We start from the raw sequence: 15,786 nt of genomic DNA, 5'->3' as shown, positions 1-15,786 counted from the left end.
TTTAAACTAATTTACTCTTTTCATAAAATTTTACTGCTTTACTTAAATCTTCAGGTGTATCTACCGAAATGGGAACGTTATTAACTAAGCATGTGCCGATCGTCATGCCATTTTCAAGAAGTCGTAACTGCTCTAAACGTTCTGTTTTCTCTAAAAATGTTGGTTCAAGAGCAACGAATCTTTCTAAAGCATTTTTACGAAAACCGTACATTCCCACATGATATAAAAATTCTTCTGCACCATTTGGAATAAGACTGCGTGAAAAATATATGGCTTTTCCTTGAGAGTCAATAGCTACAGTAACATTACTTGCAGCTTCCACGGAATCTTTCTCCACTTTTACCACAGGAGTTACAATATCATAATGGCTATTTTTTAAATAGTCTATTACCTTTAAAATTGATTCCGGTTCAATGAAAGGCATATCACCTTGCACATTAACTATATAATTAATATTTTGATTATTTGGAATTAACTTAAAAGCTTCATAAGCACGATCAGTACCGGTTGGAATATTACTATCAGTAAATATAACCTTTCCTCCTAACTTTTCAATTACTCTTACTATTTCCTGTGAATCAGTCGCAACATAAATATGCTTAAGATTAGTTTGATTTACTTGTTTAAATACACGTTCGATTAAAGTAGATGAGCCGATTAGCTGTAGAGGTTTACGTGTAAGTCTAGTTGAACTAAGCCGTGAGGGAATAATTACAGCCACGTCTTGATGATGCATGCATTTACCTTATTTAAATTAAATCCGAAAATAATTGTTGACAGATTAGCCTTTTTCAGCGATAAAGTAAAACATAATTTTAAATATTATTTATTATACCAAGTATAAAACTTTAACGTATAAATTTAAAAAGTAATATAGACGAAGTTTTATTTGGAAAAGAGCGAGGAGTTCATAAGACGAGGAACGAAGCGTATACTTAATACGTGAGTACCGCAGTACTTATAGAACGACGTAGCCAATTTTTCAAATAAAACGAGTATATAAGTATATTTAAGAGCTCGTAGCTCAGTTGGTAGAGCATTTGACTTTTAATCAAAGGGTCCCGGGTTCGAATCCCGGCGAGCTCACCACATTATTTAACCATTTTACGGAGTTAAAATAATTTCTTACCCTAACTTCGTGTTCTATAGTTAATTCAGCCTTGTTTGCTGACAGGTGTGATGATAAACCTATAAGCATCAGTTAACTATGGGTTTGTAGCTCAGCTGGTTAGAGCACACGCCTGATAAGCGTGAGGTCGGAAGTTCAAGTCTTCTCAAACCCACCATTCATTACTTTTTGGTATTTTTACAAAAACATCAAACATAACTTAAAATCAAGCTTTTCAGGTTTTAACGTTAGGTTAGAGATGCTAGGTTTAATAAATTCCTTTTTTCTGTAATTTTCGAACTATTCTAAAAATCATGAGAGTTATACTCCTAATATAACTTTATAATCTTCCATCCTATCACACTTTAAAGATATAAGAACCTAAGTACTTAAAACATTATAACAGTTTATTATTCAGGGTGATTATCAAGGAAGTTATTAATATCACCTATCAAAGTGTCTACAACAGATAATTTTAGTTGTGCTTTTGAATCTTGTTCATAATTATTAGCTTTATGTAATAATCCTGTGTGAATACTATAAAGCTCTAAAAGAACGTTGCTAAGAGCCTGTCTTGAAAAGATATAAGAAATAATTTATATTGTCAAAAAATAATAAAGTAGGAATATGTATCCCAGTGATATAGTGGAAGAAGAAAGGATACATTTAGCTCCATTTGTTGGTCCTTGCAAGATAGGACGGTCACGTAAACATAATATAAGAGATATAATTAATGGCATTCGTTACGTAATGAGGAGTAGTTGTCAGTGACGATTATTACCTAAAGATTTTCCCCCATGGCAAACAGTATATGACTATTATTTACGTTGGCGTAAGAATGGTAGATGGCAAGAAATACATGATAGATTAGTCCAAAAAGTAAGGGAGAAAGAAAGTAAGAAATCCACTCCTACTGTAGGGATTATAGATAGTCAGTCTGTTAAGACTACCCAAAAAGGGGAGCTAGAGGATATGATGCAGGCAAGAAGATTAAGGGTAGGAAACGCCATATAGTTACAGATACACTTGGTTTAGTATTATCATGTGAAGTACATTCAGCAGGTATACAAGACAGAGATGGTACTAAAAATGTAATAATCAAGGCAAAAGCAAAATATCCTAGTATTATCAAATTTTTTGCAGATAGTGGTTATGCTGGAGCATCACAAATTTGGTGTTTTTTAACTGTAAGAGCATTACTGACAATTTCTCGTAAAATTGTTGATCAAGTGGGGTTTAAAGTGATTCCCAAGCGTTGGATAGTTGAACGTACTTTTGGCTGGCTCAATAATTTTCGTCGTATGAGTAAAGACTATGAGCATAACTATAAAACTTCTGAACATATTATTTATATCAATATGATTACACTTATGCTTAAAAAATTGACTAAACCTTAATTTCAAGACAGGCTCTTAGAGTCTTTAGATAAGATATTTGGTATGTCTTCAGTAAGTATTTGTTTAATTTTAGTATTTTGAGGGGTTTCAATAATATCAATAATTTTATTAGCAATATCTTGATTTTTAACATTTGATATATTTTGCATCAAGGATAATATATTATCCAATTCTTTTTGCTTGTCTAATTCTTGTATAATTTCAGATAATTTTGGTAATGGTTCTATTGCCATATTTAATACTAGTTGCAAAGATTCAGGATTTGAAGTTATATATTTTACATGCTTATTATTAAGAGGAGATTTTAACGTTTCAAAAACTTCATTGTGATCTAACATCTTATTTGTTTCGGATAATTTTTTTGCTGATTCTTCATCTTTGTTACTAAATATAGCTATAGAATTAGAGAGAATAGTTTGAGTAGTGGATTTATGCTTGTGGAGTACAGTAATTAATTCTTGAATTGTGGGAAATGTTTCTGATTTTATTAAAGAGCTGGATAAAATTTTAGCCACATTTAAATATTTGTTTATTTCCTCTTTATCTAATTGTTTTACTTGTTCTATATTAGATACTGAAGCTACTTTTTCTTTAAAATCACTAAATATAACAAGTTTTAATGCCTCATATAATTTATTTGTATCGGTTTCATTTTCTAAGGTTTTACCCATAAGTTTTGAGCTAATAGGTATAGCATCTTGTAATATATCTAAATTATTAATACCCTTTAAAAATTCTTTCTTTATCGTATCATTCGATTCAATATTTTTTATTATAATTTCAGATAAAAAATTGCCTACCTTATCATTGTGGCTTAAAAATATCCCTATATCTTTTAATATTGGAGTAATATTTACTTCATTAAATAATTTTTGAATATCATTTTTTGAAGCCATCTTTAGAGTAGATTTTACAGCTTAATTAGCAATAGTCATAAAATTTTTAGGATCATCAAAACATTTATCTGATATTTGATGAATAAGAGGGAGGAATGCTTGAATAGCTTTTTCATCATTTTTAAGAGCAAAGTTCAAGGCATTGGGTAAAATTTTAGAAATTGTTGTTTTAATTATTTCTTTATTCTTTTCTAAAAATGCTACACTATCAGGATCTTCTATCAATTTTAGTAGAAAGCTTTGATTTTCTAATTTGTTTTCCTTATCTTTGTTTACAAATATTTCTTCTATTTTTTTATATCATTTACTAAGAGCCTGTCTTGAAATTAAGGTTTAGTCAATTTTTTAAGCATAAGTGTAATCATATTGATATAAATAATATGTTCAGAAGTTTTATAGTTATGCTCATAGTCTTTACTCATACGACGAAAATTATTGAGCCAGCCAAAAGTACGTTCAACTATCCAACGCTTGGGAATCACTTTAAACCCCACTTGATCAACAATTTTACGAGAAATTGTCAGTAATGCTCTTACAGTTAAAAAACACCAAATTTGTAATGCTCCAGCATAACCACTATCTGCAAAAAATTTGATAATACTAGGATATTTTGCTTTTGCCTTGATTATTACATTTTTAGTACCATCTCTGTCTTGTATACCTGCTGAATGTACTTCACATGATAATACTAAACCAAGTGTATCTGTAACTATATGGCGTTTCCTACCCTTAATCTTCTTGCCTGCATCATATCCTCTAGCTCCCCTTTTTGGGTAGTCTTAACAGACTGACTATCTATAATCCCTACAGTAGGAGTGGATTTCTTACTTTCTTTCTCCCTTACTTTTTGGACTAATCTATCATGTATTTCTTGCCATCTACCATTCTTACGCCAACGTAAATAATAGTCATATACTGTTTGCCATGGGGGAAAATCTTTAGGTAATAATCGTCACTGACAACTACTCCTCATTACGTAACGAATGCCATTAATTATATCTCTTATATTATGTTTACGTGACCGTCCTATCTTGCAAGGACCAACAAATGGAGCTAAATGTATCCTTTCTTCTTCCACTATATCACTGGGATACATATTCCTACTTTATTATTTTTTGACAATATAAATTATTTCTTATATCTTTTCAAGACAGGCTCTAAATTAGGTATTGTTTTCAACGTTGAAATAGCTAATTTTGGATTTTTAAATATAAATTTAATACCTTTATACCCAGCTTTTAGTTTTTTATCTTCTACTAAAGCTTTGAATATTTTATCTATGTCATTATTTTTTTGTAAAGCTTTCTCTGATATTTTAAAAAGCTTTTGTTTTAACTTTTCATAATCATAAGTTTTTTCTTTCTTATTTTTAGCTTTAGTTGTATTATCTTCCGGAAGATTTATTATTGTTTCAGTATGAATATTATCTTTAATTTTTTCCTTTTTATTAATTTTAAATATATTTTTCAGCTTCTTTTTCATACATATTCTTCCATTAAAATTCTAAATCTAAAACCTAATTAGAATAAATATCTAATGCTATAATATTTTTGTGTATCCTTATTACTGGTTGACTATTAACTAACATATTAAACTATTAAGATTTATTAACTTTATTGTAATAAAGCTATAATACATTGTCAATGTTTAAATAATCTTAATGTCTACAGCTACTTCCATGAACATGAGGAGGATGCATTTTTATATGCTTCAGCATTTTTTTAAGCAAAGTGTCACGTTTTAGCTTAGATAGGTGATCTAAAAAAACTTTGCCATTTAAATAATCTACTTCATGCTGGATTACTGTTGCTAAAAAATCCTGTGCTTCTAGCTCTTGTTTATTACCGTGATAATCAAGGTAATTTATTTTTATTGCTTTTGATCTGGTAACAGGTGCTTCTATTCCTGGAAATGATAAAGATCTTTCCACAAATGTTTGTTTGTCATTTGAGAAATAAGTTATTTCCGGATTAATAAAAATAATAGGTGCTGATTTGTTATTCTCATGCAAATCAACTACTGCTATACGTTTTAATATACCTACCATATTAGCACCAAGCCCTACAGCTCTTTCTATCTGCATAGTATTAAGCATTTTGTCTACAATAGTGCGAATATTATCATCAACAACTTCTATATATTCTCCTTGCTTCTTAAAGATATTGTTTGGAGCGTAAACTATTTGATAGTAAGATTTTTCGTGGTTCATAATATTCGATCATTTAATAATAATGGTTGATAATATATTTTGATTATAGGGTTCTTGCAAGTGATAAGAACGTCTTTTGCTGGGATATTTTGCTGGGTTTGCATAAGTATCTTCTGCAATTTTTTTAATATCTTTAACTCCTACTTGTTTAAGCTGTAATTCTACGAATCCTGGCAAATCAAACATATAATGATTTTCTTTTTTTGAGTTTATGAAGAATTGCTTATTATTAAGATCTTGATCTAAAAAAGCTTTATAATATTCTGCATCAACTTCATATGATTCTTGAGCTATAGCAGGACCTATCATTGCAGTTAAATTTTCTGTACCTTTTTCTATCATCTTATTAACTATGTTATGGATAATACCGTTTATAGCACCTTTCCATCCTGTATGTGCTGCTCCAATTATTTTACCATCACCGCTTGCAAGTAACACTGGTACACAATCTGCAGTTTGCACTGCTAGAACCAAATTTTTTCTAGTAGTAATACTGCCATCAGCTTCAGGTGTGATAATAGAATTATCATCTGCATCAATAATATCCGTGCCATGAACTTGATTTAAAATTAGGATATTTTCTGCTTTAAAATAATCAGTTATGGCTTTTTTGTTTCTTATTATTTCTATTTCATCTGTAGAATTATTTTTTTTTACATATCTATGACTAGAACCCTTGAATGTTCCGTCAAAAATTTTATAATATACTAGTCCGTTTATTAGTGCTTCCATGCAAATATCCTATAATAATTTTATTAATACCTTATCTAATAACCTACAAAAAAAGAAACAGCTAGAAAAAATTATTTTCCAATTTCATAAAGATTATAATTTAATACCTATTATTGGGGTAGAGGTAGAGTTTTACTTAAGCCCTAATATTGATATATCTAAATTTGAAATACTTGCAAGAAAATATCTAACAAAGTTTAAAATTTCAAAAATAAAAAAAGAAAAGGGTAATAATCAATTCGAAATAGATCTTCCTCCATCTCATGATTTAATAAATTATGCAAAGAAGATAATCAAGATTAAAAATACTTTAACAAAGATAGCAGAGTATTTAAATGGTTATATAGATTTTTCCCCTAAACCTTTTTTAAATGATTATGGAAATAGTATGCATTTCCATATAAGTTTTGATATAGAATCTGGAGAATATATAGTTTTAGCAGCACAAGGTCTATGCCATTATATGCTAGATACTTTACTTGCTTTTATGCCGAGTAGTATTGATTATTTACGCCTTGACAAAGATTTTATGGCACCGACTCATGTATCTTATGGAGGAAATAACAGAACTGTAGCTATTCGAACTCCAAATGTTGCCCCTAAACGTTTAGAGCATCGCTTATCTTCTCCTGAAACCGACCCTTACATAGCAATTTTTACTATTTTAAAGTCTATATTATTATCTTTAAAATTTCCAAATTCAATTAAAAAAACAGAAAAGATTTATGGAAATGCTTTTGATCCACAATATAATTTAACACCATTACCAACGTCAGCTCAAGAAAGTTTTAAACTATTTAAGCCAGAGTTTTTTAGATAATTGCTGATTCTAATAATGGTATTAAATATATAAAAAGTACTTTAAGTTACTCTACGACTAAAGTAGAGTAAACTGATAAAATAAAGTTAGAAAATATGCTTAAAGCAAGTTTAAGTCCTAAAATATAAGAGGAAATTATGGGAAGCGTAATACATCATTAATAGATTAATATTAAAAAATTAAGATAACTTCTTTGTTACATATTCTAATAAATAAGGAGTGATATATCTTTCTTCAAGTTACTATCGATTAGAGGTATAAATATTAGCAAGTTCAACGTAATTCCTTACATTATCCTGCATCTCTTCTAATTCTTGATCCGTCAGATATCTAACAAATTTTGCAGTACGACCCATCCATAATTCTTTAGATTTAATTATTTTTTTAGAAGGCACAAGGCTTCCTGCAGCAACAAAAGCATATTCTTCTATTACTGCACCATTATTGTGCTACTCATACCAATAAAGGCATTATTACGGATAATACAAGCATGAATAAGCGATAAATGACCAATAGTTATATTATCGCCTATTTCTACAGGACCATTAAACCTTGAAGTATGAATTACACTGCCGTCTTGTACATTAGTATTATTCCCTATCTTTATTGATTCAACATCTCCTCTTAGAACAGTATTAAACCAAATGCTTGATTTACTTCCAATTTTAACATCCCCTATTATAGAACTGCTTGGAGCAATATAAGCCATTTTATTAATGTTAGGTTTAATTCCTTTATAGGGGATAATAATCATTAATTATAATCTACCCAAGAAATATTACCATCTTTACGATAATACACTATATTTATACGATTATTATTAACGTTCTTGAATACTACTGCTGGTAAATTTTCTAAATCCATTTTCATTACTGCGTCTTTTACAGACAGCTTTAATATTTCTACAGGCTTTTCAGCTATAATTATTGGATAGTTAGTATCATTTGCATCATTAGTATTCTCTTGGTCTTGAGAGCTAATAATATATTTAGTGCCCTCAGAATCAATTTCAGATATTTTTACTTTACCTGCGTGATGATTTTTTAGTTTTGATTTATATTTTCTAAGCTGCTTTTCAAGTTTTGCCATAGCTTTGTCAAATGCTACATATATATCATTACAGCTTTCGTTACTCTTAACGATATTATGCTTACCTGAACCATATTTTGCTATAATATTGCATTTAAAATTTATTCCTTCTTTTGAATAATGTATATCTGCACTTATTATATCGGAAAAATATTTTGTTAGAACTTGGTTAACTCTTTCTTTTGAATATTCTTGTAAATTATTACCAATAGAAATATGTTGTCCTGAAACTGAAATAATCATAAATAACCTTATAGCTTGAAATTGGAACTATAACGTAAATAGTAGTTATAGTGTGTATAGATGTTACTAGGTAACATCTATACAATTAATTTATATTTAGCGTAATTTCAAGTTTTTATTACAAAATAAATCTCTTTCATGGGTAACTGATTTATTTTGTTGTAGTCTAATTAAGTCCTTAGTAATTTTTTTACTAAAGAGGGCTCTATCCCTGCTTCAGAACATATAGTCATAAAATCTTCGTTATCCATAAAAATCCATTTTTTAGCTGCATCTTCTGCTTTTTTAGCCTCTTTTTTTTGAGAAGTATTAGTTGAATCAATTATTGCTTGCATAATAACAGCAAGCCTAAGGGCAATATCAGGTAAGGGATTATGAAATTTTAAGCGTTCAAAAGGGGTAGCTAATTTAATAACGGATGGTTTTGTCATATTATTCTCATAATTATTGATTAATAAAATAAGATTCCTTAATATGAGCAACCAGCTTATATACTGCCCTTATTAAGAAAATCTTAAAAAAGTATAATAATTTTTAGGAATTCAACTAAGGGTAGAAAAAAAGATTACTGATGATTATTTTAGATTTTATTATAAATACTGACTCATATAGCTCAATTAGCTAGAACATCTATCTGTCACACAGAAAGTCGAGGGTTTGAGTTTTCTTACTTTTGCTCTATTTCTAAAGCTTTTTATTCTTTTATAAGCTATTCAAATATTTCATATACTGTATATATGCTGAAAAAAAAATGAAAATAAGCTATTTTATCCTTGCACGATTGAAAGAATTGTTATATATAATTTGTTATCCCTTAAAAGGGGGTGTAGCTCAGTTGGTTAGAGCGTCTGCCTGTCACGCAGAAGGTCGCGGGTTCGAGTCCCGTCACTCTCGCCAACATCCTATAAGACTTCAAACTTTTCTAAATTTTTTATCTAAAACAGCTTAATATTAAGTTAAACAGTTACATATATTAAAATTATTTAAGTATTTTTAATTAAATTTATTTGCAGTTTGTAATATTATAGTGGATTATTAATTATATAGGTTTCGATTTGTCACTGCAAGGATATGCAAAGCATCGACGTGGCAATCTTATTAAGCATTCTTTAAATACAACGTAAATTAATTATGATTAATATCTTTCTAATTATCATTTCTTTATTTATTTCTTTAATAACCTATCTATTTATTAGAAAAACGGATATTTTTACTAAGCTATTAATTCTAAACAGTTTAACTAGTGTAGTGAGTTTATTTATTTGTTGCTTGGGGTTGTATCTAGGCAATAGCTCATATTTAGATATAGCGATTATTTATTTTTTATTAAGCTTTATAGCAACAAACGGTTATTTAAAATATTTTGTATATGAATCAAGTAAAAACAAGGCAGATTGATAAAGTGATTTTGGGGTGCGGTTTGAGTGGTATGCTAACTGCTCTTGCTTTTGCAAAAAATGGTATAGAAACTACTATATTTGAAAGTAAATCTGTTAAAAGCCATAGCTTTTTTAATGATATTAGAACAACTGCCTTAACTCCAGCTTCCAAAGATTTTTTATTTTCCATCGATATATGGCAGGAGCTGGAAGAATTTGCAAGCAGCATGAAAGATGTTTATGTAGTTGACAATAAAGCTCCTGAAATGTTAGAGCTACGGAATGATAGCTCCTTAGGATATGTAGTTCAAAATAATGATTTTAAAAAAATATTACTATCAAAAGTAATTGATAATCCGCTGATAACATTAATTGATAATAAAGAATATCAAGAAGTTATAAGTCATGACGAATATTCTATTATTAAGTTTAATAACGAAACCTACGTTAAATGTAATTTACTAATTATATGTGACGGTAGCAATTCAAAAGTTAGGTCACATTATTTTGCGAATGAAATAGAAAAGCCATATCAAACAGCTTTAGTATTTAATATTAAGCATGAAAAACCGCATGAGAATTGTGCTATGGAGCATTTTCTGCCTTTAGGACCTTTTGCATTATTGCCAATGAAAGATCAACATAGTTCTTCGGTAATATGGTCAACTTCTTCTGAGCAGGCTGCTTTAATTATGCAGTTGCCTATTGAAGAGGTTAGATTCTTAACGCAAAGAAATGCTGGTAATTCACTTGTAAAAATTACTATCGATAGTGAAATAAAAGGTTTTCCTCTTAAAGCTCGTATAGCAAATAGATATTTTCATAATAAAATAGTACTTATTGCCGATAGTGCTCATGTGGTACATCCGTTAGCCGGTCAAGGACTTAATCAAGGTATAAAAGATATTGAAGCCCTAATTAGGGTGATAAATAATAATTTACCGCTATCAGAATACCAAAAATCACGACAAACAGATAATTTTATTATGTATAAGTTAACTGATGAGCTTAATAATATTTTCTCAAATCATTCAAAAAGTTTAAAGCATTTAAGACAAATAGGGTTTAAAGCAATAAATAATTTTAAGCCCATTAAAAATCTGATTACTAGCTACGCAATGGGTAAAAGGTAGAGTATACGTAGATAGAACTTGAAAAATTGGCTACGTCGTCTTATAAGATCTATGGTGCTCACGTACTATTTGTACGCTCCGCTCCGAGGGCTTTAGACTCCTTGCTCTTTTTGAAGTTGATCTTCGTATACTCAACTCTTTATTTATTAGATATATATTTTTTAATTTATTTTTTGTTGTTTTAATTCTTAAGGATAAGGATGTAAATTTATGAGTAAGGAAAGTTTGAAGTCGTCAATTAATACGCCTGAAGAGGGGGTAAAAAACGCCGAAGAAAGTAATAAGCTTAAACCCTCTATAAATACGCCTGAAGGAGTTAATATAAAAAATCCTGAACCTATGCAGGAGCAAGAACAACCAGTCCCCTCAACTCCCCAAGAAGAAAAAAACAAGAAAAATATTAAAGGATGATCCTAAGCTTAAAAGGCACCAGGATGGCACGAGCCGGAGCTGCAGCTACTGCACTTGCCGGAGCTACCGCTGAGGCAGGATATCATGTAACTGCAGGGGTAGTTAAAGGAGTAGGTAAGATTGCTGCACATGATATTGTCGGCGGTGTTGAGCATATAGTAGAAGGAGTAGCTAAAGTCGGGTCTAAAGTAGCAACAGCTGTTTCAAAAGCAGCTGATCCACTTGATAAAGCTCGGAAAGGTAGAAAATTAAGGAAGAGGGGTAGCATAGTCCTGGCTTATATGATAAGGCTCTTAATAAAATTAGAACTAGTGTGCCTGGCGGTAATACGATAGCGGATGGTTTAGATAAGACGTATAAGGTAATATCAAGCAAAGGTACTAAAAGAATGCTTAAAGTGGGTGGTGCTATCAGTTCGGTAGTACTAAATCCAACGCCTATAGGTGTCGGTATTGCAGCACTTTCTCTAACTGCTGTGGCATATAACGTTACGAAAGAAACATTGGAAGTAAGAGAAGACAAAAAATTAGATAGAGAGAAAGCGGCTTTAGAAAGTATTAAAGGAGCTAAAGCACAGCAACTTAATAAGGTATTAGAAGCTAAAGAAAATATAGCTAAAGATGCTCCGAATTTACAAAAGTTTTTAGATACTAAAATACCAGATATTTATAAAAATCCGCCTGAACCTTCGCCTGATAAAACTTTTGAAGGTGGGTGGGCTAAACAATTTGTAAAATCAGTGCGGGATACTACTTTAGAAGCAGCATCTTTATTTGCTGATGGGATAGCTACCGGAAGTATTGGTGGTATTGCATTCGCAGCAACAGCAGCTTTTGTTAATATTACGGGTGAAGTAGATTCAAATGTAGTACATATGGAGAGGGGAAACGATAAAAAAAATAAAATAAATAATTTAAAACTATCTTCTGGAAATTATGAAAATGAAAAAGAATTAAAAGAATTAGAAAGACAAGAGCGGATAAATAATCAAACATTAAAAGAATTTTTAGATACACCTAATATAGATAAGTTAAACCAGATACAGCTCGAAGCAGCATTTGTCACAAAACAAAAAGAAGTAGGAGAAAGAGATGGATTTAAAGAACCTCCTGAGAAAACTGGCTTTCAAAAAGTTAAGTCAGCAGTAAAAGCCGGAGCTAGTTATTTTGTTGAAGCACAATTTGGGGAAGTAAAAGAAGCATTTAGCAAAGAAAATAAACAAACACAAACTCCTGTAACTCCAAATGTTGCTAATAAAAAACCTGAAATAAGTAAAGCACAAGAGCAAGCACAGCAGCAAGTTCATAATATGCAAGAGAATCTGACGCATGGGAAAATTAGTGGTTATAGTAATAGTATAACATCGCCACAACCAACGCAAAATACTTCTAAACATCATGAATCTTCAGTGGGGTGTTAATTGTTAGTAAAGGCTTATAATTATTTGATAGACGATGTTTTACCACAAAGGTGTTTAAGCTGCTTAGAAATATCAAATAGTAGAGGTGAATTTTGTGGGGATTGTTGGCAGAAATTGGAGTTTATAGCAAAGCCTTATTGCAATATATGCGGTCAGAGATTTAGCGTAAAGATTTTAGATAACGTGATTTGCGGAAGTTGTTATAGCAAAAAACCTAATTATAATCTCGCGCGTAGTCTATTTAAGTTTAATGAATATAGTAAAAAAGTAGTTCATCAATTTAAATATCAGGATAAAACGATATTTGCTAAAACTTTTGCAAAGCTTTTATGTAATAGATATTTAGAAGATATAAAGGATGTTGATTTAATCATAGCTGTACCGATGAATAGGTTTAAAAGGTTATTGCGGATGTATAACCCGCCTCAAATACTTGCGGAAGAAATAGCAAAAATTATGAATCTTACAGTAAAAGCCGATATATTGATTAAGTCAAAATGGACAAAAGCACAAACTTTTTTATCAAAAAGACAACGTAAAAACAATATAAGCGGTAGTATCAAATTTAATACAAAATATAATATTTTAGGTAAAAAAATCTTATTAATTGATGATGTAATCACTACCGGTGTTACTATAAATGAATGTAGTAAAATATTGCGAGCAGCAGGAGCAAAAGAGGTTAAAGTAGTGTCTGTGGCTATGACATAATATACTCGATGAACTTCGTCTATTAATAAATTCTTCATTAAATAACAGGAGTAGTTTATGCAAAATGAAATAAAAAAGGTTTGTGTTATTGGCTCAGGGGTGATGGGGTCAGGGATTGCTGCCTTGATTGCTAATTCATCTCATCAAGTCGTCTTGCTTGATATTGTTGATAAAAATTCTAGTGACCCAAATAATATAGTAAAAAATGCTGTAGAGAATTTGCATAAACAAAAACCACCTCCGCTAACTTTTCCTGATAAAGCAAATTTAATTAGTATCGGTAATTTAGAGCATGATTTAGCTCTAATTAAAGAATGTGATCTAGTAATTGAAGTTATCGTTGAAAAGCTAGAAATCAAACACCAATTATATAACAAAATTATTCCTTATCTTAAAGAAGATGCAATTATAGCCTCTAATACTTCTACCTTGCCGCTTAAAAGGCTTAAAGAAAATTTACCCGAAAATATAAAGTCTCGATTTGTTATTACGCATTTCTTTAACCCGCCAAGATATATGGAGTTGCTTGAGCTAATCATCGATCCAGTAGTAAAACCTGAAATAATAGATCGTGTATCAGAGTTTTTAATAAGAACGCTTGGTAAGACTATAGTAAAATGTAATGATACTCCAGGCTTTATTGCAAATAGAGTAGGGTGTTTTTTACTTGAGCTAGTAGCTAGAAAAGCAATAGTTGAGAAACTTGATTTTGTGACTATAGATAAGATTTTTACTTCATGTTTAGGGTTGCCAAGTACTGGGATTTTTGGGTTATATGACCTAATTGGTCATGATGTGATGAAGCTAATTTCTAGCTCGTTACTGGCTAGCCTGCCTAGCGATGATGCCTATCACAAAATATATGTAAATACTCCTGTACTTGATAAAATGATTGACCAGAAATTAATAGGGCGTAAAGGGGGTGGTGGTTTTTATCGTTTATCAGTAGCAAATGGTAAGAAAACTAAGGAAGTTATAAATATTAATGACTTATCTTATAAACCTGTTGGAAAAGCTGATATTTCATTTAATAATCTTGATGAGCTGCTTGCTAGTAATTCGGTTTATGGCAAGTTCTTTAATGAAATCATTACAGAATTTTATGCTTATTTAGCAAACTTAGTGCCGTCTGTTACCGATAATATTTATGATATTGATGCTGCTATGAAACTTGGTTATAGCTGGAAATATGGACCATTTGAATTGCTGACTTCACAAGCTAAAAATGGTTGGGATTTAGTAGTTAAAAATGCAAATTCAATTCCACCATATCTAGCAAATAAAGAATATAAAAAAATCGATAAACAGAAATTTCATGCCTATAAAGATATATTAAAGGAAAGTAAAATAGTTTTAGAAAATGATTCAGCAAAGTTAATAGACTATCAAGACAATCTAGTTTTTGTTATTACTACGAAAATGAATTGTCTAAATCATGACGTGTTTTATTTACTCCAAGAATCAGCAACAAAAGCAGAAGAGCAGGGGAAGCATCTATATATCTATCCGCAAAGTAATAATTTCTCAGCTGGGGCAGATTTAAAGCTGCTACTTTCGTATATTGAAGATGAAAATTTCCATGATTTAGAGAATTTACTAAAAGTAGGGCAGCAAACTATGTTGCATTTAAAATATTCTGCGGCTCATATTATTAGTGCTGCGAAAGGCGTAGCACTTGGCGGTGGATGTGAGATATTGCTGCATTCAAGCCATATTGTTGCAAATGTAGATTTAAATGCTGGACTTGTAGAGCTTGGCGTTGGTTTAGTTCCAGGATGGGGCGGAATTACTGAAATGTTTGTAAGAAGTAAAGGTGATAGAGCTAAATTAATTAGAAATATTAGGAATATTTTAGAGCAAAATAAATCAAGTTCAGCAGATTATTTTAAAACAGATTATAGTATAGAAAATATTTCTATAAATATGAATAAGCATTATATTTTAGATGAGGCGTTAGAACTAAAATTACCAAACAAAATAGTTCCAATTCCAAGTAAGATTATTTTACCAAAAATAGACCCAGCGAAAGAAATAGATACCTCAAGATATGATGATCTGCAAAACAAAGTACTTACTAAGTTCCAGAATATTTTAGATAAGCATAACGAAACAAATGAAGAAGAATTAATGGAATATGAACGGGAAATATTCTTAGAACTTGCTAAAGATCCTAAGACAATAGAGAAGCTGAAAACTATTATTTAGAGATATTTCGTCATTGCGAGGAGGTTATTTTAA

The 15,786-nt window shown here is 30.5% G+C and carries 20 protein-coding genes, 3 tRNA genes and 3 pseudogenes; 14 read left to right on the top strand and 12 right to left on the bottom strand.

The window, feature by feature from the left end; genetic code table 11:
* Position 1: 1 nt before the first annotated feature.
* On the bottom strand, positions 2-736 hold the full coding sequence (locus tag ACICQC_RS05410) for a 3-deoxy-manno-octulosonate cytidylyltransferase (RefSeq protein WP_395476278.1): 735 nt from the start codon (positions 734-736) through the stop codon (positions 2-4).
* A gap of 277 nt (positions 737-1,013) precedes the next feature.
* On the opposite strand from ACICQC_RS05410, the gene ACICQC_RS05405 reads away from it, so the two are divergent.
* From ACICQC_RS05405 to ACICQC_RS05385, 5 genes and pseudogenes are all read left to right on the top strand, one after another.
* Positions 1,014-1,089 (top strand) — tRNA-Lys (locus tag ACICQC_RS05405).
* Positions 1,090-1,209: 120 nt separating this feature from the next.
* A tRNA-Ile gene (locus ACICQC_RS05400) sits at positions 1,210-1,286 on the top strand.
* 449 nt (positions 1,287-1,735) lie between these two features.
* On the top strand, positions 1,736-1,879 hold the full coding sequence (locus tag ACICQC_RS05395) for a hypothetical protein (protein ID WP_395476275.1): 144 nt from the start codon (positions 1,736-1,738) through the stop codon (positions 1,877-1,879).
* Between the two features lie 42 nt (positions 1,880-1,921).
* Positions 1,922-2,122 (top strand): annotated as a pseudogene (locus ACICQC_RS05390) (transposase); the annotation flags it as partial.
* Positions 2,098-2,505: a transposase gene (locus ACICQC_RS05385; protein ID WP_395477656.1), complete on the top strand. Its 408-nt coding sequence runs from the start codon at positions 2,098-2,100 to the stop codon at positions 2,503-2,505. The pseudogene ACICQC_RS05390 and the gene ACICQC_RS05385, both read left to right, overlap by 25 nt.
* Before the next feature lie 2 nt (positions 2,506-2,507).
* On the opposite strand, the gene ACICQC_RS05380 is transcribed toward ACICQC_RS05385, so the two are convergent.
* The 8 genes and pseudogenes from ACICQC_RS05380 to pgeF all read right to left on the bottom strand — a co-directional run bounded on the left by ACICQC_RS05380 (position 2,508) and on the right by pgeF (position 6,342).
* Complete coding sequence (locus ACICQC_RS05380) at positions 2,508-3,401, bottom strand: hypothetical protein (RefSeq protein WP_395476277.1); 894 nt, start codon at positions 3,399-3,401, stop codon at positions 2,508-2,510.
* A gap of 21 nt (positions 3,402-3,422) precedes the next feature.
* Entirely contained in the window at positions 3,423-3,626 is a 204-nt protein-coding gene (locus ACICQC_RS05375; protein WP_395476276.1) for a hypothetical protein, read from the bottom strand.
* A 101-nt stretch (positions 3,627-3,727) separates the two neighbouring features.
* Positions 3,728-4,114, bottom strand: coding sequence for a transposase (locus tag ACICQC_RS05370; protein ID WP_395477655.1), 387 nt, complete (start codon positions 4,112-4,114; stop codon positions 3,728-3,730).
* Positions 4,111-4,311 (bottom strand): annotated as a pseudogene (locus tag ACICQC_RS05365) (transposase); the annotation flags it as partial. The gene ACICQC_RS05370 and the pseudogene ACICQC_RS05365, both read right to left, overlap by 4 nt.
* Positions 4,312-4,353: 42 nt before the next feature.
* Positions 4,354-4,497: a hypothetical protein gene (locus tag ACICQC_RS05360; RefSeq protein ID WP_395476275.1), complete on the bottom strand. Its 144-nt coding sequence runs from the start codon at positions 4,495-4,497 to the stop codon at positions 4,354-4,356.
* A gap of 32 nt (positions 4,498-4,529) precedes the next feature.
* Positions 4,530-4,883 (bottom strand): hypothetical protein, encoded by a 354-nt coding sequence (locus ACICQC_RS05355; protein ID WP_395476274.1) that lies wholly within the window; start codon positions 4,881-4,883, stop codon positions 4,530-4,532.
* A gap of 175 nt (positions 4,884-5,058) precedes the next feature.
* Entirely contained in the window at positions 5,059-5,610 is a 552-nt protein-coding gene (gene def, locus ACICQC_RS05350) for a peptide deformylase (RefSeq protein ID WP_395476273.1), read from the bottom strand.
* Positions 5,611-5,619: 9 nt separating this feature from the next.
* A complete protein-coding gene (gene pgeF, locus ACICQC_RS05345) occupies positions 5,620-6,342 on the bottom strand; it encodes a peptidoglycan editing factor PgeF (protein ID WP_395476272.1) in 723 nt (240 codons plus the stop codon).
* On the opposite strand from pgeF, the gene ACICQC_RS05340 reads away from it, so the two are divergent.
* Positions 6,341-7,162, top strand: coding sequence for a glutamine synthetase (locus tag ACICQC_RS05340; protein WP_395476271.1), 822 nt, complete (start codon positions 6,341-6,343; stop codon positions 7,160-7,162). The two genes, pgeF and ACICQC_RS05340, sit on opposite strands and share 2 nt — an antisense overlap.
* 242 nt (positions 7,163-7,404) lie before the next feature.
* Here ACICQC_RS05340 and ACICQC_RS05335 read toward each other — a convergent pair.
* The 3 genes and pseudogenes from ACICQC_RS05335 to ACICQC_RS05325 all read right to left on the bottom strand — a co-directional run bounded on the left by ACICQC_RS05335 (position 7,405) and on the right by ACICQC_RS05325 (position 8,925).
* A pseudogene (locus ACICQC_RS05335) lies at positions 7,405-7,916 on the bottom strand (gamma carbonic anhydrase family protein).
* Entirely contained in the window at positions 7,916-8,494 is a 579-nt protein-coding gene (hpf, locus tag ACICQC_RS05330) for a ribosome hibernation-promoting factor, HPF/YfiA family (protein WP_395476270.1), read from the bottom strand. Before hpf ends, ACICQC_RS05335 begins: the two are co-directional and overlap by 1 nt.
* A gap of 170 nt (positions 8,495-8,664) precedes the next feature.
* The gene (locus ACICQC_RS05325) at positions 8,665-8,925 is read right to left on the bottom strand and encodes a hypothetical protein (protein ID WP_395476269.1); all 261 of its coding nucleotides are present in this window, start codon (positions 8,923-8,925) and stop codon (positions 8,665-8,667) included.
* Between the two features lie 389 nt (positions 8,926-9,314).
* Here ACICQC_RS05325 and ACICQC_RS05320 point away from each other — a divergent pair.
* The 8 genes from ACICQC_RS05320 to ACICQC_RS05285 all read left to right on the top strand — a co-directional run bounded on the left by ACICQC_RS05320 (position 9,315) and on the right by ACICQC_RS05285 (position 15,753).
* Positions 9,315-9,391, top strand: a tRNA-Asp gene (locus ACICQC_RS05320).
* Positions 9,392-9,625: 234 nt separating this feature from the next.
* Complete coding sequence (locus tag ACICQC_RS05315; protein WP_011477293.1) at positions 9,626-9,892, top strand: monovalent cation/H+ antiporter complex subunit F; 267 nt, start codon at positions 9,626-9,628, stop codon at positions 9,890-9,892.
* Positions 9,864-11,006 carry a 2-octaprenyl-6-methoxyphenyl hydroxylase gene (gene ubiH, locus ACICQC_RS05310; protein WP_395476268.1) on the top strand — a complete coding sequence of 381 codons (1,143 nt, stop codon included), beginning with the start codon at positions 9,864-9,866 and terminating at the stop codon, positions 11,004-11,006. The genes ACICQC_RS05315 and ubiH overlap by 29 nt, the downstream gene beginning before the upstream one ends.
* A 210-nt stretch (positions 11,007-11,216) precedes the next feature.
* A complete protein-coding gene (locus tag ACICQC_RS05305; protein ID WP_395476267.1) occupies positions 11,217-11,417 on the top strand; it encodes a 2-octaprenyl-6-methoxyphenyl hydroxylase in 201 nt (66 codons plus the stop codon).
* Positions 11,414-11,752 carry a hypothetical protein gene (locus ACICQC_RS05300; RefSeq protein WP_395476266.1) on the top strand — a complete coding sequence of 113 codons (339 nt, stop codon included), beginning with the start codon at positions 11,414-11,416 and terminating at the stop codon, positions 11,750-11,752. The genes ACICQC_RS05305 and ACICQC_RS05300 overlap by 4 nt, the downstream gene beginning before the upstream one ends.
* Positions 11,731-12,837 carry a hypothetical protein gene (locus ACICQC_RS05295; RefSeq protein ID WP_395476265.1) on the top strand — a complete coding sequence of 369 codons (1,107 nt, stop codon included), beginning with the start codon at positions 11,731-11,733 and terminating at the stop codon, positions 12,835-12,837. The genes ACICQC_RS05300 and ACICQC_RS05295 overlap by 22 nt, the downstream gene beginning before the upstream one ends.
* Positions 12,838-13,548 (top strand): ComF family protein, encoded by a 711-nt coding sequence (locus ACICQC_RS05290; protein WP_395476264.1) that lies wholly within the window; start codon positions 12,838-12,840, stop codon positions 13,546-13,548.
* Between the two features lie 57 nt (positions 13,549-13,605).
* Positions 13,606-15,753, top strand: a complete 2,148-nt coding sequence (locus ACICQC_RS05285; protein WP_395476263.1) for a 3-hydroxyacyl-CoA dehydrogenase/enoyl-CoA hydratase family protein — start codon at positions 13,606-13,608, stop codon at positions 15,751-15,753.
* Positions 15,754-15,786 lie beyond the last annotated feature (33 nt).

Source organism: Rickettsia endosymbiont of Pantilius tunicatus (genome assembly GCF_964291875.1).
Taxonomy (GTDB): domain Bacteria; phylum Pseudomonadota; class Alphaproteobacteria; order Rickettsiales; family Rickettsiaceae; genus Rickettsia.
The sequence above is the reverse complement of the archived record's forward strand: the minus strand, read 5'-3'. Positions and strand labels throughout refer to the sequence as shown.